Below are 21,827 nucleotides of genomic sequence, written 5' to 3'. Positions count from 1 at the left end.
GGTCCTTCATTGCGACAAAACCACCTTTTCACTAGGCTCTTCAGTGTGGGCACCCCAAAGCTCGCGGTAGGTGGGGCTATGCTCAAGCAGCTCATCATGCGTGCCGCACGCTTCGATTCGGCCATGGTTCATCACGACGATCTTGTCCGCATGGACGATGGTGGAGAGCCGGTGGGCTATCATGATGACGGTCTTCGACTTGACCAGGGCGTTTATCGACTTCTGAATCTCGGCCTCGTTGTCTGGGTCGGAATAGGCCGTGGCCTCGTCCAGAAGGACGATGGGACTGTCCTTTAAGAGCGCACGGGCGATGGTGACGCGTTGCCGCTCGCCTCCTGACAGGGTGCCGCCGGCGTCGCCCAGAACCGTCCTGTACCCGTTGGGAAGGCTTTCTATGAAGTCATGGCAGCTGGCCCTTCGACAGGCGTCCTGAACCTCCTCGATGCTCGCGTCTTCCCTCGCCATCCTCATGTTCTCCAAGATGCTCCTTCTGAACAGGAAGTTCTCTTGGGACACGTAGGTGACGAGGTCCATGTTCTGCGAAAGCGGCATGTCCGACAGCTTGGCGCCACCGATGGTGACCTGGCCCGAGTCCACGTTCCAGAAGCCCGCTATCAGCTTCGCGACGGTGGACTTTCCGCTGCCGGAATACCCGACGATTGCTGTCAGCTGGCCTTCCCTTGCCATGAACGTGAGGTCCTGGAGTACGTCCTTGCCCTTCTCGTAGCCAAACCCAACGTGCGAGAAGACTATGTCGTGCGAGGAGACGGGCAAGGCGACGGGTCCCCTCTCCAGCTCGGGCATGCCCATGACGGTCCTGATCTCGCTCGCTATGACGCCGATGTTGGCCATGATGTCCGTATGGCTCATGACCTTGATCAGTGGCTTGTAGGACGCGTACGAAAGGAGGATGCCCATGACCACCATGTAGACGGATATGCTGCCCTGCATGTAGAGGAACATGACGGTGGGGAGCACGAACAGGAGCGTGGACGGCAGCGTCTCCATGGCGGCCGTCATGGCGAAGCACACGCTCAGATACCAGTCCAGCATGGCGTTCTTGTTGTTGTTCACGGCATCCCTGAACTTCCCGTAGGAAGACGCCGACTTGTTGAAGGCCTTGATGACGTTGATGCCCCGCACGTATTCGACGATGCTGGTGTTCATCTCCTTGGCCGCCCTCTGGTATCTGAGCGACTTCTCTTGGTACCCCGACATCATCAGGAGGGTGAAGAGCAGCCCCACGGGAAGGGAGATCAGATTGGCGATACCTATGCGCCAATCCAGCGTGAAGATGATGACGACGAGCACGATCGGGACGATGGCGTTTGCCAGCACCTCGGGAATCACGTGTGCGATGGGCCGCTCCAGCTTGTCGAGCGTCTCGACCATGAACTGCGCCCACTGGCCGCTGCTCTTGCCCTCGACTGCCCCCATGGAAAGGCGGCTCAGCTTGTCGGCCAGTCGCTTCCGCTCGTCCTCGATCACGCGGAACGCGAGATTGTGGGACGTTACCGTGGACGCCTCGTGGAAGGCGACGCTTCCGACAAAGCCGCACACAACCAATGCGATCTGCGGCACATAGCCCTGGATCTCACTCTGGCCCTCCACCATCATGACGATGATGGACCCGACGCCGTAGTAGGGGAGCACGCCAAGCCCCACTCCCACGACGGCCATGAGGACGGACAGGAGTATCCGCCCGAAGTGACTCTTCAAAACGCTGCCCATAGACTCTCCTTATCGTTGTCGCCATCCACCATCAGCAACCGGCCTCCTTTGGGTAGAGGCGGCTGTAACCCATGGCGCCCAGCACCTTGCTTGTCGACTTAAGCTTGAAGTCATCGACGACGCGGCCGTCCTCTATCTGAATCGCCCTGCTGCAGCAGCTCAGGATGCACTCCGCATCATGAGATATGACCAGCGTGGCGATTCCCGATTCCGAGAGCGAGCGTATGACGCCGCTGACCATGCGCATGCTTCTCCCGTCAAGCCCGCTTGTCGGCTCGTCTAGGATGATGGTTGACGCGTGGTGCGCGAGCGCCACGCCGAGCGCGAGCCTCTGCTTCTGCCCGCCCGACAGCGTCGCGGGATGCTGGTCCTTTACGTCACGAAGCCCCAGCCTTCCTAGGATCTCCTCTGCCTCACGCCTCTTGTCGGCAGTTGCCTTGCCGCCCGTCAGCAGCTCGTCCATCAGATCCTCTCCGAAAAGCCAGCTGTCCAGGTCCTGCGGTATGTACCAGACCCTTCCCCTGCGCCCCTTCCCCTTCAAGGCGACGCACTCGAGCGATACCGTGCCGCCATCCTCCTTGATCAGGCCGGACGCTATCTTGCCGATCGTGCTCTTGCCCACCCCGTTTGGGCCGATGATGGCCACGCTCTCGCCCTTCCCGACCGAAAAGCTCACGTCTTGCAGGACGGGGACCGAATCGAAGGCCTTCCTGATTCCGGCAAGGCGCAGCATCTCGTCTCCAGGTTTGGCTGCCTTCACGAGGGCTGGCTCGCAGTCGTATAGGTTGGCGGTTCGAAGCCCCAGCTCCCTGAGCTTCGCCGCGGGAAGCCCTCGAAGCTCGCGCGGTGTGAACTCCCTGGTCAAGCGTCCGTTCTCCAGATGCACAAAGCGGTCTGCGAGGTCCATCAGGTAGTAGAGGCGATGCTCGGTGATGACGATCGTCTTCCCTTGGTCCTTGAGCTTCCCTATGATGGTCGAAAGCTGGTACGTTGCCTCGACGTCCAGGTTCGCGGAAGGCTCGTCCATCACGTAGATCTCGGGTTCCATGGCCTCGGCTGACGCTATGGCGACCTTCTGCCTCATGCCGTATGAAAGCGTTCGTACCCGCTCGTTCAGGAGGGGCGCGATGCCGATCTCCTCCGCAGCGAGTCTCACGCGCTCGACTATCTCCTCATGGGGCCGTCCGTAGTTCTCGCACCCAAAGGCAATCTCACCTGCGACCTCGTTGGAGAAGAACTGGCTGCGGGGGTCTTGGAACACGTTGCCTATGCACTTGGTCCTCTCGAGGAAGGACGAGGGGCCCTCCGCGATGCCTTCGATCGCCAGGCTCCCGTGCAGTTCGCCCCCGAAGAACCGAGGAGCCAGCCCGTTGATCAGACGGGTGACGGTGCTCTTTCCGCTTCCCGAGACCCCCGTGATCACGAGCAGCTCGCCGGGGTGGACCTCAAGGCTGAGGTGCGCTATCCTCTCGGCCCCACTCGCGTACGAGAAGGAGACGTCGCTCATGTGAATTGCCCTGCCCAAACGACGGCCTCCTCTCATAGGCAGCACACGATGCAGGCGGCCAGGGCCACCCCCGAACAGGTGATGTCGAGGCCGCGGAGCTTGCTGACGTAGTAGCTTTCCTTGTGGCCTGGATACTCGATTCCTCTCACCACCGCCGAAGCGGAAAGCTCGTCAGAGACCTTCAGCGAGCGGAAGATGAGGGGGACGAGCGCGTACTCCAGGGTGTCCATGGGGCTTCGCAGCATCTTGCGAAGGGAACCCAGGAATCCCCTGACGCGCATGGCATTCCTGACTTCCAGGAACTCGAGGAGCGCCGTGGGCGCGAAGCGCAGCATGACCACTAGGATCAGTCTCATCTGAGCCGGCATCGGCAGCTTCCTCAATCCTGCGGTCAGCTTTCCCGAGGGAATCAGGATCAGCAGGTACAGGCTCATCATGGTGGGAATCATCCTGTATATCATGCTCAGCAGAAGCGGGGACGGGAACGCTAGGATTCCGTGGTGCACCTCCAGCCACAGGCCGCCCATGGCCAGGCCGTAGACGAGCACGCATGCGAGTCCCTGCCTCCCCTTGCCGAACAGGACCAGGAAGGCGGTCATCACGCATAGGTAGGCAAGGTGCGTCGCCATGCTTCGCGCGAACATGCTCGCAATGCCCGAGCAGAGCACGATGACGAGCACCGTCCGCGCATCGATGAGCCTTATCAGGCCCGTTTCGTTTGCTTTGCCCATTCCCATCTATTTGATGACGCCGGCCTTCTCAAAATGCCTCTGCAGGAGGCGTTGCCCGAAGGCGACTCCCGCAACCGTCAGGACGGCCGTTATGAGCACGCCGATCAGCATGAGATGAGGCGTCATGACCATGTTGTACTCCATGTCCAGCGTCGCGCTCGAGAACCCGCTCTGCATCGCCATGACGCGGAAGGATTCCCAGGACCACCAGAGGGGAACGGCGTTGCCCACGAAGTTCCCGATGCAGTTGATCGTCCAGCCGATTCGATTGCGGATGGGGTTGCGATAGCTGTCCCTGCCAAGCATGGACAGCTCGGCGATGGCGCCTACCGCGAGGAAGTACGGGAACAGGAAGCTGTAGCCCAAAAGCCCCTCGATGGCTCCGTAGACGGCCGCCCATACGAACAGCAGCCCATGTTTGTTCAAGCGGTTGGCCGCAACCAGGTAGAAGGTTGCCCCCAGGAAGCCGTCGATGCCGGCTGACATATACAGGTACACGAAGGGGATGGCCAATGCCACCGACCCGATGACAAGGGTAATGCCGAAGAACAGGACCATCATCGCGGCGACGGTCACCAGGTCTCGAGTGCCTATCTTCCTCATGCTGTCTGCCTCGCTTTCGAACTTCAGGGTTTGTCCGAGGACAAACCGGGTGATTGTTTTCGCACGCCAGAAAAACACGAAGTCGGGTACGACGACCAATCCGCCTTTAGTAAACCTCGTTTTCTAAAAATACCATGTTAGAGTTAGAAGTCAATAACTTTTTGGCTTGGGACAGCAGGTGACTCGATATGGCGTCGCCTTTGGCTAGGAGCTGCCGTTGGACTCTTTGCTGAGCGCCAGCATGCGGGACCAAGCGTAGTTTTGGGCCTCCGATATCACCGCCACGATTCTCTTCGCCTCGTCGTAGCGATATCGATGCTCGATTATCTCGAACAAAGGCACGAGCGACATGGTGAAGAAGATGTGCTTGAGGTCTTCGGAGAATCCAGGGTCGTCCGTGGGGTCGTCTTTGACAACTCTCTCTTGCCCTTGGGACGATTCCATCTCCATCTGTACCATCCGCTCCCGTATGTCGGCATACTTGGTGCCTTGCGGAGCGTGGAACATCAGTTGGAATTCGTCGAAGTGAGAGTACACAAACTTGAGGAGAAGCTGCGAGCTTTCAGCCGATGCCTGTTCGAACGCATCGACCCCCTCCGCTAGGAGCACGTGCCTCGACCGATTCGTCTGCTCGCGGTAGAAGCGGACCATCTCTTCGAAGACGGGGTCAATCAGAGCCGAGAACATCTCCTCCTTGCTAGCGAAATGCTTGTACAGCGCGCCTCCCGTCAGGCCCGCCTTCTCTGCTATGGAGCGCATGGACGCCTTTTCGTAGCCGAGTTCCAGGAACTCCTCCTTCGCGGCCCTCATGACCAGCTCGTGTGATTGCGTCTTGTCCTTCGGCATCTTCCTGGCTCTTCCGCTCGACTCTCTATCCGCTCATGGACGGCTTCCTCGACGGCTTTGTTGGCAAGATGAACGTCGAAGCCATTGCCATCGTCGCAGACGACGAAAGGGCAGTTCCTAGAATTCTCCCTTTGCACAGACTAGCATCATCGCAGAGACGTGGCGGCGGATACGTTCATGGAGAGCCATGCTGGCGGTAACAAAGGGGCATTCCTTTTATGGATGTCAATACCTACCAAAACCGCGTGGAATAGACGTCTTGCAATCCCCCCTCCGTCTGAAGGGTGGGGAATACAGCAGAGACGGCATGTGACATGCTGTGAGCCGCGACGAGCATGTAATTGTGACCATGGGTTTATTCGATTCTCCGCTCGATCATGATAGCCTTGAGCGATAGAAGGTGACATGAATGCCGCAGAAGATGGCTTCGCAGAGCGGCTTGCGGCAAAGCTCAAGACTCCCTTGGAGTGTTCAATGCACCGGCACATCGCGGTATGGCACGTTGCGGGCAACTCGTTCAGGGCCGGGTTCGAGTTGATGGCGAGCGCAAGACTCGGGACGATGAGACTGGTGCCATTCGGCGTGGTAGGTGAATCTGGCGACTGTGCGTCAGAATCTCTCAAGCTCCGCAATCTCGGTATCGATCTCCGTCTCAAGGCCAGAGAGGTCATCGATGCCATAGTCTCCCATGCCGATGACTGCGGCGTTCGAAGGTTTGGCAGGTGGTGTCTCGATCAGGTATTTCTTGAGGTTGTGGGCCATGGGCGAGAATGTGGCATACGTCATGACACCCGATATCGCACCCCCGAGAATCGGGATAGTGCGTCCTACGGCCCGACCGAAGACCCGCCTGTTCATCTGAAGGCCTAAGTAGTAGGCAATCTTCTGCACGATGGGGTATGCCGTGCCCTTCGTGAGTGCCTGCCGAGCGATGCGCTTCCCGGTTACCACCCCGGCGCTCTTTGCCACCGTCTTGACTGAGAGGCGGTTGCCTCTGTGCCGCAGCGGTCAGATTTGTATGTGCCGAAGCTTTCAGGAGTCCATCGCAACGACGTCAAGCTTGCCCTATGCTTTTTGCCAGAAACTTGAGTTGCGCCACGGCGAGAGAAAGACTTCCGTGAGTGGTGACAATGTATGCTCGATTGTGCTGCTAGCATACAAAGGCATCGTTCGGGTCTACGTGCGGGGGTGTGGCATGGTGCTTGAGACAGAGCGGCTGATACTCCGTCCCTGGGAGGAGGGTGACGCCGAGAGCCTCTATGAATACGCGAGGAGTCCGGACGTCGGACCCATCGCGGGATGGCCCCCGCACACGTCGGTGGAGAACAGCTTACAGATCATCCGTGAGGTGCTGTCCGCGGAGGAGACCTACGCGGTATGCCTCAGGGAGGACGACAGGGCGATAGGAAGCATAGGCCTGCGTGCGCCCATGCAGGCGCTCGCGAAGAACCGGGAGGACGAGACTGAGGTCGGGTTCTGGATAGGCGTCCCATTCTGGGGCCGGGGGCTGATCCCGGAGGCGGTCGGACGGCCGGTCGCCCACGCGTTCGAGGACCTCGGCTACCGTGCGGTCTGGTGCGGATACTTCGAGGGGAACGACAAGTCCAAGCGCTGTCAGGAGAAGTGCGGGTTCCGCTTCCATCACGTGGAGGAGAACGTGCCCTGCAGGCAGATGGGCGACGTGAGGACGGAGTACTTCTCACGACTGACGAGGGAGGACTGGGCCTGCCGCACGCGGGCCACGAGGGCCAAGGCATGATCCTTGCCGGAAGTCTAGGCGGCTCTGTCGAAGGCCTGGGATGCGACTGGTCAGTCCTGCGCGGGCACTGGATGGGACTTCCTTGTCGGTCGATCACCTAGGCCAGCTGCTCGCGTGCGGCATCCGGCATCTGCTCGGGCTGGACTTCCTCCCATGAGACCACCTCACGCACGGGCAGGTACCCAAGCCTGAGGTATGCGCCGTCCCTGAGTCGCTTGCCGGCGGTGAAGGTGAGCTGACGATGCTCGCCGCGCTCGTTGTACGCGTCGAGGGTGTACTCCCAGACCTCCTCGTCGCCATCAGCCTTCTGCTTTGCGACCGCATCGTCTACCCGGACGTACCATGTAGAGGCGTTGTTGGTATTCGTAAGGTAGAAGACGCCTGCCACGGCCCCCATCATGACGATGCCTAGGACGATTGCAGCGATTCTCCTTGCCATTGTTTGATCCTCTCTTTCCGTTTGATGAATCCGATCTGATGCTCGAGGGGCTCACGCCGACGGTGACCCAGCACGTGTGACGGCCCAGCTGCAGGCACAGAGGGCCGCAGCGGTGAAGACGGCAGCAATGGCGAAGAAGGCGGGGAGCTCCGAGGGGGCGAGTGTGCCTCCCCCGTTGCCGTTCGATGCCAGCTGCATGAGCGCCCAGGGCCACCACAGTCCCCACCCCTTGGTCGTGAGCATGAGGCCCGCGACGCCGCCTGCGAGCGCCACCCCCACCGGTGCGGCGAAGTTGCGCACAAGGGCCGAGACGAGCAGCTGCACCGCCACGACGGAGATGCCGCCGACCCAAGAGAGCAGCAGGTAGACGGCATAGTCGGCAGACGGGAGGCCCGAGAGGCCCACCAGCTTGCCCGAGGCCACGAACAGCGCCCCCGTCGCGGCGAGCGCGACGGCCAGCATGAGCGCGCCCACGACGAGCTTCGCGGCGACGACGCGCCGCGGGGCGACGGGACTCGCGAGCACCTGGTTCCAGTTGGTGCCCGCATGCTCGAGTCCCATGAGCCAAGAGCATCCCGCGCCGACGAGCGCCGGCAGGAAGAAGTAGAGCTCGAACAGGGTGTGCTGCGTCCAGAGGTTCTCCCAGCCTGGCGTCAGCAGGCCCAGGTTCTGCTGGTAGTTGAAGGTGCCGATGACGGCTGCGATGAGGGGCAGTGCCACATAGGCGACCCAGATGGGCGCGCGGCGCAGCTTGATGGCCTCCGCGCGCAGGGCTTGCGCTCTCATGCTAGAGCTCCTTTCTCGAGAACCACCACGCTGAGGCGGCGATGAGCACGGCGCACATCGCGGCTAGCAGGGCCGCGTCCCCCCAGGGGAAGGGAACGGTGTGGAAGGACGTCACCTGCGTGGCACGGTCCCAGTCCATGCGTACGTACGAGAGCAGGCCAAAGTACCCGCTCGGTACCAGGCGCTGGACGATGGGCGGGAAGAAGAGGCTGAACAGACCCGCGAGCGAGAGACCGAGGCCCAGCGCCAACGAGGCGAACTGGTTCTCCCAGCGCAGGGCGACGGCCTGCACGAGCACGGCCACCACGAAGGCGGGCCCTATCTGGCAGGCGGCGAAGGTCGCGAGCTCGGCGACCCCCAGCTGGTCCGCGAAGCCCTTGTACGACGCCAGTGCGGAAAGTCCGACGGTCTCCAGCACGACCGCGACCGCGATGAGGACGAGGCTGCAGAGGAGCTTGGCAGCGAACACCGTGCCCGCTCGCTGCAGGCACAGGAGCTCCTTCAGCGCCTGCGCCTCGTGGTCGACCTCGCACACGCGCGATGCGATGACGGCGGCGAAGAGCGTCATGACGATGGCGTTGACGAGCGGGGCCATGTAGAGCAGGGAGGTTGTCCCATCCGACGCACCCTGGGCGGCGCGTGCGGCGTCGGACGCCATCCACATGAGACAGAGCGTGGCGCTGCCGAGGCAGACGAGCCACACGTTCTTGCGTCTGAGCTTCGCGAACTCAAGCATGAGCGCGCGCATCACAGCCCCCTTCCCTCGGTGAGCGCGAGGAAGATGTCCTCGATGCTTTCGCTGCGCTCCTCGATTCGCATGACGCCGATGCCTGCCCGTGCGAGCGCGAGGGAGGAGCGCGCCACCGTCGCGTCATCAGCGAAGGGCGCGACCAGCCAGCCGTCCTGCTCGGAGGCTCCCAACAGCGTGGCCGCACGGGCATCTTCGGTCGTGCGAAACGCCAGCCGGCGTCGTGCGCGGGCCCGCAGGTCCTTGAGCGCTCCCTGCCACACCATCTGGCCCTGGCTGATGATGCCTACGTGGTCGGCCATCTGCTCGACCTCCGAGAGCAGATGGCTCGAGACCAACACGGTGGTGTCGCGTGCCTGGGGCAGCGAGCGGATGAGCACGCGCATCTCGTGGATACCCTCGGGGTCGAGGCCGTTGGTGGGCTCGTCGAGCAGCACGAGCCGGGGATTGCCGAGCAGCGCGGCGGCAAGTCCCAGGCGCTGCTTCATGCCCAGCGAGAACTGCCCTGCGAGCTTCTTGCCCGTGTCGGCCAGGCCCACCGTCTCGAGGGCCTCGTCGATCGAGCTGGGAGGAAGTCCCTTGAGTCTGCGGACGATGTCGAGGTTCTCACGGGCCGTGAGGTGCTTGTAGCAGCTCGGACTCTCGATGAGCGAGCCCACGTGCGCAAGGACCTGGAGCCGGTTCTGCCGTCCCATCCGCTCTCCCAGCACGTCCACCTCTCCGGAGGTAGGTCGCACGAGGCCCAGGAGCATCTTCATGGTGGTGGACTTCCCAGCCCCGTTGGGGCCGAGGAAGCCGTACACTGCGCCCTCGGGCACCCGGAGCCCCACGTCGTCCACCACGCGCACCCCACCGTACGACTTGGTGAGCGCGCTTGTGGCGATAGCCAGAGCAGCCATGCCCTCTCCTCTCATCCAGACCTTTTTGCGATGACAGGACAAAGGCTAGGAGGCGCGTCTTTCATGCGCCTGTCCCCAAGCTTTCGTGAACCTTTCGTTTTGGGGGGGCGCACGCACCGGGGGGCCGCCCTCCCAGTGCAGGGATAGAATGTGGACGAAGGAGGGAGGGGAGTGGCATGAGGGACCTGCACGAGGCGCGGGTGCTGGTGGTGGAGGATGACCACATCCTCCGCGAGCAGCTGCTCGAGCTGCTGGAGCGCGATGGCTATCGCTCTGTGCAGGGCGTGGGCACCGTGGCCGACGCCCTGCTCTCAACCGCAACCTGGCAGCCCCAGCTACTCCTGCTCGACGTGATGCTGCCCGATGGCAATGGCTTCGACCTGCTGCGCCGGGTGCGTGAGACGAGCGATGTGCCGGCACTGTTCCTCTCTGCGCGCGACGAGGACGCGAGCCGCCTGCGGGGCCTGGGACTGGGGGCCGATGACTACGTGGCCAAACCCTTTCTGCCCGCCGAGCTGCTGCTGCGTCTGGCAGCCGTGCTGCGCCGCAGCTATAGCCTGCCAGACGCGCCAGCTGCCGTCGTGCTCGGGGACGTGGAGGTGGACCTGGCCACGGGCGAGGTGAGGCGCCGCGGCGCCGTGGAGGCGACCCTCACGGCCAAGGAGTACGCGCTCGTCAAGCGCCTGAGTGAGAGCCGGGGCTCCATCGTGACGACGGATGAGCTCTGCCGCAGCGTCTATGGGGACGAGTTCGGCTATGCCAACGCGCTCGCTATTCTCGTTCGCCGCCTGCGCGAGAAGGTCGAAGGTGACCCCTCCCACCCACACTGGGTCGTCACGATGCGGGGACTGGGCTACCGGCTCCTGCACGAGGAGGCGCAATGAGGGAGCTTGCGCGCGTGCGCCTGCGGGGTGGCTTGGGCGTCGTCACATCCTGCATCCTCGGCGCCGCGGCCATCCTCGTGGTCAACATCGTCATTGTGGGCGTCGTCGTGTTCGCGACTGGCCTCCGGGGCGGCAGCGACACCGCCCCGAAGGCCTCGAAGGTGTCCGAGTCGCTCACCGAGCGGGACGGGACGTACGCGCTTTCGACGGACGTGGAGCGGGCGCTGCGCGACCATGGCAGCTGGGCCCTGCTCATCGACGAGGACGGCAACGTGGTCTGGGACTTTGACGTGCCCGATGACGTGCCCCCACGCTACACCCCTGCTGACGTCGCGTCCTTCTCGCGCTGGTACCTGGGTGACTATCCCGTGTCCTGCTGGCGACACGGCGGGAGGCTCGTGGTGGTGGGCTCTCCCAAGGGCTCCGTCTGGAAGTATGCCGTGACGCTGGGCTCCCACGAGCTCGGCGGCATTGTCGTGCTCCTGGGAGCGGTCTTCTGTGCTGACCTCATCGTGCTCGTCGCCCTTGCGCGCATGCTTTCCCGAAGCTCGTGGAAGCAGCGTGACGATGCCCGCAACGAGTGGGTCGCCGCCGTGTCACACGACGTGCGGACGCCGCTCGCGGCGGTCGTCACGGACGCCGCGAGCCTGATGGAAAGTCCCCGGCTTGGCGCGGGCGAGCGGGAGCGGGCCGCGCGCATCGTGACGAAGTCCCAGGAGACGGCCGCGCTGCTCGCCGACCTCAACACGGCGAACCGTCTGCGCTTTGCCATGGAGCCGGTGGATGCGACGGACGTGCACTTGGCGGCGGTGCTACGCTCGGTGGTGGCAGACTTTGTAGATGAGGGAACGGGTGCCTGCGAGCTGGGGCTTGACGTGGCACCCGCCGCCGAGGGTCTCTGCATGCGCGGGAGCGAGGCACTGCTGCGGCGCATGGTGGTGAACCTCGTGGGCAACAGCATTCGCCACAACCCGCAGGGCTGCCACGTGACGGTGTCGCTCGCTGCGCGCGCGGGGCTGCTGGGCAGCTCGTTCGGGCGGCGGCTCGTGCTCGTCGTGAGCGATGACGGACGCGGCCTGGGGGCGGGGACGCTCGCGGCGCTCAAGAGGAGGCCGGGCGCCGAGTTTCCCGAGCACGGCCTGGGCCTCGTGATCGTGCGGCGCATTGCGGCGGCGCACGGCGGGAGGGCGTGCTTCTCTGAAAACGAGGGAGGCGGATGTACCTGCACCGTGGAGCTGCCAACTAGGGCGACCACCGCGTGATATGGTGCCCGTGCCCTGGCTGACGCGTTCCGCGCAGCCTTCGATGGTCTGTACCCCGAGGCGGTGGTCACGTACGATTCCGAGAGGATGGGGGCTCTTTGTCCTGTCACGTTAGGAATCAATTACGGAAATATGTGTTATAACACAATATTTCGTAATAGTATTGACATGATGATGGCATGGCGGTGCAGGGGGGCGTGAATGGAAGTCAAGCGAGACAGGTATCTTGACAGGCTCATTGAGCGGAAAGGCAACGGCCTCATCAAGGCCGTCACGGGAATTCGACGCTGCGGGAAGTCATTCCTCCTGCTCGAGCTGTTCCATCGCCATCTTGTCGAGTCGGGCGTTCCCGAGTCCCGCATCGTGGAAGTTGCGCTCGACGATCGGGCTAACAAGCCCCTGCGCAATCCTGACACCCTGCTCGCCTATCTTCGCGGGCGTGTTCCCGGAGACGGCGTCCCCACCTATGTCGTCCTCGATGAAATCCAGCTCGTACCCGAGTTCGAGGACGTCTTGAACAGCCTTCTTCACATGAGAGGAGCAGACGTTTACGTGTCGGGATCGAACTCCCAGTTCCTCTCCACAGACATTGTCTCAAGGTTCCGAGGGCGCAGCGACGAGATCAGGGTGCGACCGCTTTCGTTTTCGGAATTCATGAGCATCTTCGACGGGCCTGCGGACGAAGGGTGGGACGAATACGTTGTCCATGGCGGCATGCCGCTGGCACTGTCGTATTCGCGCGCCTCCGACAAAGAGGCATACCTGCGCTCGCTGTTCGAGAAGGTGTACATCGCTGACGTCGTCGAACGCAACAAGGTGCGACATCCTGAGGAGCTCGACGAGCTTGTGGACGTACTTGCGTCGGCGACCGGGTTGCTTACCAACCCGACGCGCCTCATGAACGTCTTCAGGAGCGTCAAGAAAAAGGACATCAGCGATAAGACCATCACCAGCTACATCTCGCACTTGGAAAACGCCTATCTCGTGAGCGAGGCCCAGCGCTTCGACATAAAGGGCAACGCCCATATTGGATCGCCCAAGAAGTACTACTTCGAGGACGTGGGACTGCGTAATGCGCGCATGGGGTTCAGGCAGGCAGAGGAGAACCACCTCATGGAAAACATCGTGTTCAACGAGCTGCTCTCCAGGGGGTTTAACGTTGATGTGGGCGTTGTCGACGCCTTTGGCAGAGACAAAAGCGGCAAGACCATACGCCAACGTCTGGAGGTCGACTTCGTTGCCACACTTGGTTCGTCGCGCTACTACGTGCAGTCTGCGTTGGCTATCGATGATCCGGAGAAACGCGAGCAGGAGACAAGGCCGCTCGCGAAAATCGACGACTCGTTCCGCAAGATCGTCGTTGTCCGCGGTGCGATGAAGCCTCGCCGTGATGAAAAGGGCCTGGTCTATATGGGGATACGGAATTTCCTGCTTGACCCTAACAGCCTTGATGCCTAGAGGCTGACAGGGCGCAGTTCAGCGGATATGCATCTTCTCATTTCAGTTGATGACATCAGGCCCCTCGGGGCTCAGGGCGTCGAAACTGAGGTCGTCGTGAGGGTCGTGGAGTCCTGCCGGAGGAGATGCCCACCTACGCCCTCTTCCTGCCGGAGCACTGGAGGAGAATCAGGACCAACAACAGCATCGAGCAGTATCGGTTGCTGCTAGTGTGTGGGCTGTCCTACCCCCTGTTCTACTACTATCTTAACCAAATAATTTATAATGGCTAAGATAGTGGAGAGGTGGCGAGGATATGACGGAGCAGTTCGACTATGACAGGGTGCTTGCGAGCCTCCTGGTGCCGGAGGTGCTCTCGGCGCTCGCGGATGTGCACGAACATAGGGGCAGGGAGCGGCTCTATGTCACCATGGCGTCCGACGTTCTGGACAGCCTCGTCGAGTCGGCGTGCATTCAGAGTACGGGCGCCTCGAACAGAATCGAAAACATATCCACCTCGGACAAACGCCTACGCGAGCTTGTGACGGCAGGCGCGAAGCCCCATACCCGTGACGAACGCGAGATTGCAGGCTATCGCTACGTGCTTGATGAGATACACACGTCGCATGATGACATTACCGTTACGCCCAACGTCATCCTGCAACTCCACCGCGACCTATATCGATTCACCGGGGCCGGCTTTGCCGGGCGATGGAAGGACTCGGACAACGTCATTGCCGAGCAAGGCGAATCCGGTGAGATGGTCGTCCGGTTCAGGCCCACAAGCGCTGTCGCGACTCCCCATGCGATGGAGCGAATCTGCGACGAGTATGCAAGGCAGATTGGTACCGGCAGGTATGACCCACTGCTCGTCTCGCTGGTCTTTGCCTTCGACTTCGTGTCCATCCACCCGTTCAACGACGGCAATGGACGCATGAGTCGCCTGCTCACCCTGCTTCTCCTGTACCGCAGTGGCTACCTCGTGGGGAAATACGTATCCATCGAGCGCGAGATAGAGCGCACGAGGCAGACCTACTACGAGGCGCTTGCGGCAAGCTCTGTGGGCTGGGAGGATGCCACGAGTGACTATGCGCCATTCGTGACCTACATGCTGGGTGTCCTTACGGCCTGCTATGGGGAGCTGGACGAGCGCGTCGCGCGCCTGTCGCCTGGCAGGAGCAGCGAGGACGTGCTGCGTTCCTACTTTGACGGCCTCATGGGTCCTGCGACCAAGCGTGAGATCATGGACGCCAACCCCTCGATAAGCCGGCGCACCATCGAGCGCATCCTCCAGAAACTGCAGGTGGAGGGTGCCATCGAGAAGGTCGGTGCTGCCCGCGCCACGATGTATAGGGTGAGGCGCTAGGTGGGTGCACGTGTGCCGCGGATGTGGGGTCGCTGCCGTCGGCACGCCCAGGAGGGGCGTCTGGCAGGCTTTGTAGGGAGACGGCCATGTATACCGCCAATGGCGGTATAATTATGGCGGTATACATGAGAGGATGCCCATGGCCTACGTCCCACCATTCGAGCGAAACGACCAGATTGATTCGCTCTGCATGGAGATTGCCGAGCTCGTCGGCAAGATATCTCCCCAGTCGAATTTTGCCGCGAGTCCCACGCTCCACCGCGAGCTGCGCGTCAAGACGATACACTCCTCGCTTCTCATCGAGGGAAACGAGCTTGACGAGAAGGCCGTGACGGCGATCCTCGGTGGCAAGCACGTGCTGGGTGACGCTCACGACATTCTTGAGGTGAAGAACGCCCAGCGTGTCTATGAGCTGCTTCCACGCCTCAATCCGTACTCAATCAATGACCTTCTCAGAGCGCATGGAGTGATGATGAAAGGGCTTGTCCCCGAGGCCGGCCGCTTTCGCTCGGGAAATGTTGGTGTGTTTGATGGTGGCACCCTCATCCATGCCGGGACGCCTGCCAAGTACGTGCCTGAGGTCATGTCCGACATGTTCGCATGGCTGGGGAGCACCACCATGCATCCGCTGCTTGCCTCGTGCATCTTCCACTTTGAATTTGAGTTCGCCCACCCATTCGCCGACGGCAATGGCAGGATGGGCAGGCTCTGGCACACGCTGCTGCTCTCAAGATGGAGGCCGATCCTCGTATGGCTACCCGTCGAGAGCACCATCCGCAGCCGACAGGCGGGGTACTACGCGGCTCTTGCCGAATCGGACGCACGAGGATCGAGCGAGGCATTCGTCGAGTTCATGCTTGAGGCCATACGCGACGCCATCATTCCGTTCGCTCTGCCGCAGAGCGCGCACGAGCTTGAGCTGTCGGATGCTCTGTCATTCTTCGAGGAGAACCCCAGGGGCACGGTATCTGCCCTCGCCGAACGCCTCGGCAGCTCGAAGCGCACCGCCGAGCGTGTGGTCGCGGAGCTCAAGGCAGACGGCAAGCTGGAGCGAGAGGGAAGCGCAAGAGCTGGCGCGTGGGTCGTGCGCCAGTAGGGCGTTGGCCCCCAGATCATCCCCCACTTCGGGATTCCAGGCCGTCCAATTTCTGTCGCATGCACCTACTACCTTCATCAGAAGAATAGCTGGTGTCTACAAAGAGGGCAGGGTCATATGGACGAGATAGATTGTGGGACGAATCGAGAAACGATTGCAAACATGTGCCGACGCTTTCGCAGAAGTATGTACGACACTTCCAGCCTTGTTGACTGGCAGCAGTGGCATCGTGAGAGGAACTGGATCCTGACGGGGAGCAAGGATCGGAGTTTTTCTTGGCCCATCTTCGGAAGTCTGGTTGTGCAGGAACCCGGGTATCTCGCGCTTGTCCTGACGGCAGTTGGCATCCTGGGGGTCTTCCTCCGCTTCGCAGTACAGTTATGCAAGGACATACCCCCCTTGCGTTTTCTCTGGGAGTTCTTTCGACCGGCGCTTGAGTTTGACGCTTCGGGTGGGAAAGCGATGGCGACTATACTGACCGCTCTGCTTATGGGCGCTCTTGTCATCTTGCTGCTGTCTCTTCCGGTCATGCATACGGGAAGAGAGTTGTGCAGGCGCCATTGCAAGTTGTCCGGTCCTAGCCGATTCTGTAAGTGGGAGGATCTTGAGCACTATAACAAGACCTGGCTACAGGTAAGCGGAGCATGTTCGGGCTTCCTGCTCGGCTATGCCCTCATGGCCATCGTTGGCGTTTTGCGCACAAATGTCTTTGGTGCTGCGTCGATGACCTTCTTGGGCGCCTTTCATTTCTGGCTCCTGCTCCCGACCGGAACACTCAAGCGACTGCTTGAACTTAAGTTTGTTCCTCTTAGGGGGCTTCTGGCTGGATTACTGTCAGTCCTGCTGGTTGCACTACTGGGAAGTCTAGGAAATTACCAGGTCATTCCAGAGGTTGTTACAGCTGATCTCTTGAGCAAGGCCCTAAGCCTATACAAAGACCTTTTTTTGTTGCTCCCTCTTACCCTTATATACGATGTCCTAGGGTGTGTGCAACAGTTCAGGACTAACCGTGAGATGGCCCAGAGGATTCCGTTGATAAGGCGCATAGATACGTTCTCTGACAAACACCCCTCAGCATTAGGAGAAGATTCTTCCCAAGCAGGAGGAAAGATACTACCACGTCGTACATACTCCGATTGGTTCAAGGGTGATATGCGATGGGCGATCATCGAGATTTGCATTCCGTTAGTGGCCATTTTTATATTTTATTGTGTTGGTAGCGTCATCCCGTATCCTGCTGTCTGACAACGTAGGGTGGCATAACGGTTGGCACCTTGGCCGTCTCCAATCATGCGGTACGTCACATCGATGAAATCCTTTGCGAAGGTGTGTGGGTGGCGATTTGCATATTGTGGACACGAATTATGCCCATAATTCAAGAGGTGAATGATACGAAGCCCAGGGCGTCAATGAGAGAATACCGACCATGGAAAAATTCCCATCCTCACTGTACGAGCATCGAGTGGCAGGCGACGCCCGTTACTACACTGTTCATGACAGCCGGCTTCCTTTGTTGGGCCTACCTCATAGTGGCAGAAGGCTCCAAATGATGGCCGCGCCCGTGTGCCGCAGGACCAGGGGCTCGACGCAGGGGAGATGTGACTGAGCCAAGGATGAAGGAGGGCCATCTCATGCAGGGACGAACACTCAACGTCGCATACATCGGCAATGGCAAGAGCGCCAACCGCTATCACATACCCTACGTGCTCGCGCGTCAGGAGAAGTTTCGCATCAAGGCCATCGAGGCTCGCCACATAGATCACACGGCATGGTCCGAGGTGCCTGGCGTGGCATACACCACGGACCTCGAGGGCATGCTGGACGACCCCGAGGTGGACATCATCGAGGTGACGACGCCCTCCGACCTTCACTTCGAGATGGCCAAGAAGGCCCTTGAGGCCGGCAAGCACGTGACGGTCGACAAGCCCTTCGCGGCGACCGCTGCGCAGGCGCAGGAGCTCTTCGACCTTGCCAGTGCCAAGGGCGTCACGGTCCAGTGCTACCAGAACCGCCGCTTCGACTCTGACTTCCTTACGGCACGGCAGGTGCTTGCATCTGGCAGGCTGGGGCATGTCTTCGAGGTGGTGACGAGCTACGACTATTGGCGCCCTCGGATGCTTGCCGGCAAGCCGCTCGACGTTGTCAACCAAGCCGCCTACGGACACGCCTCGCACTGCCTCGACCAGCTCATCAGCTGGTTTGGGATGCCTGACCATTGGCGTGGCGAACTCAGGCAGCTGCAGGGCGAGGGAATGGCCAACGACTACTTCGACTATGACCTCTACTACGACGACCTTGGACTCAAGGCAACGGCGCAGGCCAACTACTCGACAGCGTTTCCACGTCCGAGCTTTGCGCTCTATGGTGACAGGGGCGCCTACATCAAGTGGGACAAGGACCAGCAGGAACGTGACCTCAAGCATTTCTACCTGCCCTCAGGGCACGATGACTTTGGCCTGGATGCGCCGGGGCAGTGGGGGACCTTGCGCTACGAGGACGCCGACGGCCTGCACGAGGAGCGCGTTCCCTCGGTGCGCAGCAGCTATTCCCAGTGGTATGACGCGCTGTACGAGACCGTCGCGCACGGTGTGCCCCAACTCGTTACGTCCGAGGAGACCATGATGCAGATGCGCATCCTCGAGGAGAGCGCGCGACAGCTGCGGTAGGAGGGCGGCAACCAGATCCGGCAGAGGGTGAGCCATCAATGATGTCGGCTGTCATGAGGGCTGGGATGGGCCGACAGCTCGCTCACGCCTGCGCCACCACCACGATCCATGGCCTTGACTCGTGGTGGTGGCAGGTTATGGTCGTGAATCCCGCACCCCGCAGCGCGTCGCCGATCTGCTCTGTGGTGTAGCAGCGCATGCCATCGATGATCCGCTGGAACCTGAGCGACGCCGCATCCGTCCCATCCGACTCGTTGACTATGCAGAAGTGCCCACCGGGGTGCAGGATTCGATGTACGTTTGCAAAGCACTCCTCGAGGCCGGGCCAAAAGTAGATGGTCTCGAACGCCGTGGCCAGGTTGAATGAGTCATCGGGAAGGTTGAGTCTCGAGACGTCCCCCTGCAGTACCCTGCATCTTCCCTCGTCTACCTGGGCCCTGTTGTATGACGTGGTCTTCCTGACGGAGAGGGGAGCGTAGTCGAGGGCGCACATGCGCGCATGCGGGTAGCGCCTCATGAGCGTTGCCGCGTTCCTGCCGCCGCCGCAGCCCAGGTCGATGATGTCTGCAGGAGTCATTGGCGGAAACTTGTCCATGCCCCAATCAGCCAGAGCCGCGTGCCCAGAGTTCATCCCGCCGACCATGAGCGAGCCCAAGATCCCCTCGGGCTTGCGGGTGTTGTTGACGAAGCGCGTGAATAGTCCCATGCGGGTCCCTTCGATATGTCGCCTGCGCGTCCGTCCCATGACGACGCTCCGCTAAGGCGGTCCCAAAGACCGCCTCCGCCTCCCGGAGAGTATATCGCAATAGTTAGTTTTGGCTAATTTGCAGTATAATATTTTACGGAATGTCGAATCGTGCGGTCACCTTGCTCGGAATCATGTGGGCACATGTCGGATATGCGAGAGGGTAGGCACACATGAGGTTTGACGTGGTGGGAGAGCTGGGGAACCCCATGGTGCTGATGCTGCCGGGCTCGTTCTGCACGGGTAACACGCTGCGCCCTGTTGCCGACAGGCTGAGCGGAGGCTACTGCGTCGTGCTCGTCACGTTGGACGGCCACGTTCGCGGCGGGGGCGACTACCTCTCCAAGGAGGATGCCACGGACAAGGTCGTCGGTTGGCTGCGTGACCGGGGCGTCGGACACCTTGCGATGGCGCATGGCACCTCGATGGGCGCCATCAATGCGCTCGACATCGCACGGGAGGGTTCCATCGCCTCTGACGTCTGGTTCTTCGATGGCGGCCCGTTCTTTGACTTCCCCAAGCCAGTCGAGCTCGCCGTGCGGGCCGCCTTCCGCCGCATGGTCCGTGTTGCCAGGCGCGATGGTGCTGCTGGCGCAACCGATGATGAGCTCGACGCCATGCTCGAGAGGGGCATGTTCGGGCGCTTTCTCGGTGGCGGGGCGCCCGTCTACCGGGCGATGGTGCGCGACTGCATGGAGGTGTGTTCGTTCGTCTCCGACGCGTCGGTGGCCCATGAGTCCGCGACCTTCTGCGAGTGCAGGCTGCCGGACCTGCCGCCGGACGTGGTTGGGCGCTGCGTCTTCCTGTGGGGGAGCGAGGAGTCGGCCCGCATGTCGCGTAGGCGTGTGTTCAGGAAGTACCCGGATGCGGAGTTCATCGATGTGCCTGGTTACAACCACTGCGGCTATCAGTGCGCCCATCCCGACGAGTACGCTGCACTGCTGGACGAGAGGATTCGGGGGAGTCGCTGACATACGGGGTGAGGCTCGGTCCATCGAGGCGCAGATATACGCCACTACCTGCGACCTACCTGCGGATGACGGTCTCGGAAAGCGGCTTCCTGCTGGTGTGGTTGGGTAGGGGCCCTGTCCCTTCGGCGGCATGGCCTAGGTCGAGGGCCATCAGGATGACCTCGTTGCTTGGAAGTTCCAACGCCTCGGCCATCTTCTGGGGGTCAAAGAAATTGACCCAGCAGCTGTCCACGCCTAGGCTCTGTGCGGCAAGCAGCATGTGCGTGGACACGATGCTCGCGTCCTCTATGCCAGAATCCCGTACGCCACCCGGATAGGTGAAGACGTTGGTGCTGTCGAACGCCACGAGCAGGACGGTGGGGGCACCGTAGCGACAGGGGCAGATCTCGTCGAACCGCGCCAAGGCCTCGTCGGACTCGAGCACGTAGACTCTCTGCTCCTGGAGGTTCTTGGCGGTCGGCGCAATGCGCCCGGCCTCCAGGATCGCGTCCAGCTCCTCTTTGCTGATTGCCTTGTCGCCAAACTTCTTGCAGGAATAGCGATCTCTGATGACGTCCGCAAACTGCATGAGGGTCTCCTTGTCTTGATGCCTTTCCTACCTCACGATGTAGCTGTCCACGATCTCGCCGTAGTAGATGACGTGGTAGTAGCAGTTGCCGCCCTTATCGATGTCGGTGACGTCGGCGGGGTAGAAGCGCCCCTGTATGTCCTCGGGGACGGAGCCTTTGTCCATCAGCTGCTGGTACATGACCTTGCACTCCAGTGTCAGCGGCACCTCGGCGATTGCGGGGACGTCCACCGTGCTGCCGTCCACCAGGGTCAGGCCCAGCTCGGCGACCTTGTCCACGCTGCGACCGCTCTTGGTGCCGGCAACGGCGAAGATGTCCCTGTTCAGACGCTCTCCCTCAAGGGGAACGTTGACGGTGAACTCCGGGTTCTTCTCGAGCAGCGCGTGCGTGTGGCGGCTCGTGCGAACGAAGGCGGTGAAGGTGGGTTTGCCCCAAAGCGTACCGATGAGCCCCCACCCAATCACCATGGTGTTCACCTCGCCGCCTGCCTTGGTGGTGAGCAGGATGCCCCCGGGGTTCGCCTGCGTGATCGTGTTCGCATGCTCAAACGGATCGACGTGCTGCCGCTCCATGATGGCCCCCTTCGGTCGTGACTTCGTATGCAACCAGCCTACCCCGTCGTGTGCTGCGATGGGCGCCTTGACGAAATCCTGACACGCATCGAGCACCCCCTTGTCCAGAGGGGGGGCATGGCAGACGTCCGATTGGGATCCATCCCGGTGGATCGCGTGATGGTAATGCTGCCGGAACCTTGCGTGCTGTCGAGGTCTGGAGCAAAAAAT

Annotated in this window: 22 protein-coding genes; 9 read left to right on the top strand and 13 right to left on the bottom strand. The window is 61.3% G+C overall.

From position 1 onward, the window contains the following. Nucleotides 1-6: 6 nt before the first annotated feature. The 6 genes from HMPREF1316_RS07910 to HMPREF1316_RS07885 all read right to left on the bottom strand — a co-directional run bounded on the left by HMPREF1316_RS07910 (nucleotide 7) and on the right by HMPREF1316_RS07885 (nucleotide 6,387). Nucleotides 7-1,731, bottom strand: a complete 1,725-nt coding sequence (locus tag HMPREF1316_RS07910) for an ABC transporter ATP-binding protein (protein ID WP_021726435.1) — start codon at nucleotides 1,729-1,731, stop codon at nucleotides 7-9. 31 nt (nucleotides 1,732-1,762) lie between these two features. After that, a complete protein-coding gene (locus HMPREF1316_RS07905) occupies nucleotides 1,763-3,238 on the bottom strand; it encodes an ABC transporter ATP-binding protein (protein WP_198009624.1) in 1,476 nt (491 codons plus the stop codon). A gap of 32 nt (nucleotides 3,239-3,270) precedes the next feature. After that, complete coding sequence (locus HMPREF1316_RS07900) at nucleotides 3,271-3,969, bottom strand: energy-coupling factor transporter transmembrane component T (protein WP_021726467.1); 699 nt, start codon at nucleotides 3,967-3,969, stop codon at nucleotides 3,271-3,273. 6 nt (nucleotides 3,970-3,975) lie between these two features. Then, nucleotides 3,976-4,572: an MptD family putative ECF transporter S component gene (locus tag HMPREF1316_RS07895; RefSeq protein ID WP_021726441.1), complete on the bottom strand. Its 597-nt coding sequence runs from the start codon at nucleotides 4,570-4,572 to the stop codon at nucleotides 3,976-3,978. Nucleotides 4,573-4,776: 204 nt separating this feature from the next. Next, nucleotides 4,777-5,418: a TetR/AcrR family transcriptional regulator gene (locus tag HMPREF1316_RS13290; protein ID WP_021726455.1), complete on the bottom strand. Its 642-nt coding sequence runs from the start codon at nucleotides 5,416-5,418 to the stop codon at nucleotides 4,777-4,779. A 609-nt stretch (nucleotides 5,419-6,027) separates the two neighbouring features. Next, nucleotides 6,028-6,387 carry a hypothetical protein gene (locus HMPREF1316_RS07885; protein ID WP_198009623.1) on the bottom strand — a complete coding sequence of 120 codons (360 nt, stop codon included), beginning with the start codon at nucleotides 6,385-6,387 and terminating at the stop codon, nucleotides 6,028-6,030. A gap of 226 nt (nucleotides 6,388-6,613) precedes the next feature. Between HMPREF1316_RS07885 and HMPREF1316_RS07880 the strand changes: the two genes are divergently transcribed. Further along, nucleotides 6,614-7,177 (top strand): GNAT family N-acetyltransferase, encoded by a 564-nt coding sequence (locus HMPREF1316_RS07880; RefSeq protein ID WP_040651893.1) that lies wholly within the window; start codon nucleotides 6,614-6,616, stop codon nucleotides 7,175-7,177. A 97-nt stretch (nucleotides 7,178-7,274) separates the two neighbouring features. Here the strand turns inward: HMPREF1316_RS07880 and HMPREF1316_RS07875 are convergent, their stop codons facing one another. From HMPREF1316_RS07875 to HMPREF1316_RS07860, 4 genes are read right to left on the bottom strand one after another with little or no spacing between them, the layout of a single operon-like run. Beyond that, entirely contained in the window at nucleotides 7,275-7,616 is a 342-nt protein-coding gene (locus HMPREF1316_RS07875) for a YxeA family protein (protein WP_021726463.1), read from the bottom strand. 51 nt (nucleotides 7,617-7,667) lie between these two features. Then, entirely contained in the window at nucleotides 7,668-8,402 is a 735-nt protein-coding gene (locus tag HMPREF1316_RS07870) for an ABC transporter permease (RefSeq protein ID WP_021726442.1), read from the bottom strand. Between the two features lies 1 nt (nucleotide 8,403). Beyond that, nucleotides 8,404-9,150 (bottom strand): ABC transporter permease, encoded by a 747-nt coding sequence (locus HMPREF1316_RS07865; RefSeq protein WP_021726444.1) that lies wholly within the window; start codon nucleotides 9,148-9,150, stop codon nucleotides 8,404-8,406. After that, the gene (locus HMPREF1316_RS07860) at nucleotides 9,150-10,049 is read right to left on the bottom strand and encodes an ABC transporter ATP-binding protein (RefSeq protein ID WP_021726462.1); all 900 of its coding nucleotides are present in this window, start codon (nucleotides 10,047-10,049) and stop codon (nucleotides 9,150-9,152) included. Before HMPREF1316_RS07860 ends, HMPREF1316_RS07865 begins: the two co-directional genes overlap by 1 nt. A gap of 176 nt (nucleotides 10,050-10,225) precedes the next feature. Between HMPREF1316_RS07860 and HMPREF1316_RS07855 the strand changes: the two genes are divergently transcribed. The 7 genes from HMPREF1316_RS07855 (at nucleotide 10,226) to HMPREF1316_RS07825 (ending at nucleotide 18,760) form a co-directional block, all read left to right on the top strand. Further along, entirely contained in the window at nucleotides 10,226-10,933 is a 708-nt protein-coding gene (locus HMPREF1316_RS07855; RefSeq protein WP_021726457.1) for a response regulator transcription factor, read from the top strand. Further along, a complete protein-coding gene (locus HMPREF1316_RS07850; RefSeq protein ID WP_021726458.1) occupies nucleotides 10,930-12,195 on the top strand; it encodes a sensor histidine kinase in 1,266 nt (421 codons plus the stop codon). Before HMPREF1316_RS07855 ends, HMPREF1316_RS07850 begins: the two co-directional genes overlap by 4 nt. Before the next feature lie 201 nt (nucleotides 12,196-12,396). Next, on the top strand, nucleotides 12,397-13,653 hold the full coding sequence (locus HMPREF1316_RS07845; protein WP_021726448.1) for an ATP-binding protein: 1,257 nt from the start codon (nucleotides 12,397-12,399) through the stop codon (nucleotides 13,651-13,653). Between the two features lie 295 nt (nucleotides 13,654-13,948). After that, nucleotides 13,949-14,998: a Fic family protein gene (locus HMPREF1316_RS07840; RefSeq protein ID WP_021726459.1), complete on the top strand. Its 1,050-nt coding sequence runs from the start codon at nucleotides 13,949-13,951 to the stop codon at nucleotides 14,996-14,998. Between the two features lie 139 nt (nucleotides 14,999-15,137). Beyond that, nucleotides 15,138-16,094: a Fic family protein gene (locus HMPREF1316_RS07835; RefSeq protein ID WP_021726450.1), complete on the top strand. Its 957-nt coding sequence runs from the start codon at nucleotides 15,138-15,140 to the stop codon at nucleotides 16,092-16,094. Between the two features lie 117 nt (nucleotides 16,095-16,211). Then, entirely contained in the window at nucleotides 16,212-17,339 is a 1,128-nt protein-coding gene (locus tag HMPREF1316_RS07830; RefSeq protein ID WP_021726440.1) for a hypothetical protein, read from the top strand. A gap of 386 nt (nucleotides 17,340-17,725) precedes the next feature. Further along, the gene (locus HMPREF1316_RS07825; RefSeq protein ID WP_021726470.1) at nucleotides 17,726-18,760 is read left to right on the top strand and encodes a Gfo/Idh/MocA family oxidoreductase; all 1,035 of its coding nucleotides are present in this window, start codon (nucleotides 17,726-17,728) and stop codon (nucleotides 18,758-18,760) included. An 82-nt stretch (nucleotides 18,761-18,842) separates the two neighbouring features. Here HMPREF1316_RS07825 and HMPREF1316_RS07820 read toward each other — a convergent pair whose 3' ends face one another. Beyond that, nucleotides 18,843-19,466, bottom strand: coding sequence for a class I SAM-dependent methyltransferase (locus HMPREF1316_RS07820; protein WP_021726436.1), 624 nt, complete (start codon nucleotides 19,464-19,466; stop codon nucleotides 18,843-18,845). A 212-nt stretch (nucleotides 19,467-19,678) separates the two neighbouring features. Between HMPREF1316_RS07820 and HMPREF1316_RS07815 the strand changes: the two genes are divergently transcribed. Then, on the top strand, nucleotides 19,679-20,476 hold the full coding sequence (locus HMPREF1316_RS07815; protein ID WP_021726456.1) for an alpha/beta fold hydrolase: 798 nt from the start codon (nucleotides 19,679-19,681) through the stop codon (nucleotides 20,474-20,476). A gap of 55 nt (nucleotides 20,477-20,531) precedes the next feature. On the opposite strand, the gene HMPREF1316_RS07810 is transcribed toward HMPREF1316_RS07815, so the two are convergent. Together HMPREF1316_RS07810 and HMPREF1316_RS07805 are read right to left on the bottom strand one after the other, a co-directional pair. Then, a complete protein-coding gene (locus HMPREF1316_RS07810) occupies nucleotides 20,532-21,044 on the bottom strand; it encodes a nitroreductase family protein (protein ID WP_021726466.1) in 513 nt (170 codons plus the stop codon). 27 nt (nucleotides 21,045-21,071) lie between these two features. After that, a complete protein-coding gene (locus HMPREF1316_RS07805; protein WP_021726460.1) occupies nucleotides 21,072-21,617 on the bottom strand; it encodes a flavin reductase family protein in 546 nt (181 codons plus the stop codon). Nucleotides 21,618-21,827 lie beyond the last annotated feature (210 nt).

This window comes from Olsenella profusa F0195, from assembly GCF_000468755.1.
GTDB lineage: Bacteria > Actinomycetota > Coriobacteriia > Coriobacteriales > Atopobiaceae > Olsenella_F > Olsenella_F profusa.
The sequence above is the reverse complement of the archived record's forward strand: the minus strand, read 5'-3'. Positions and strand labels throughout refer to the sequence as shown.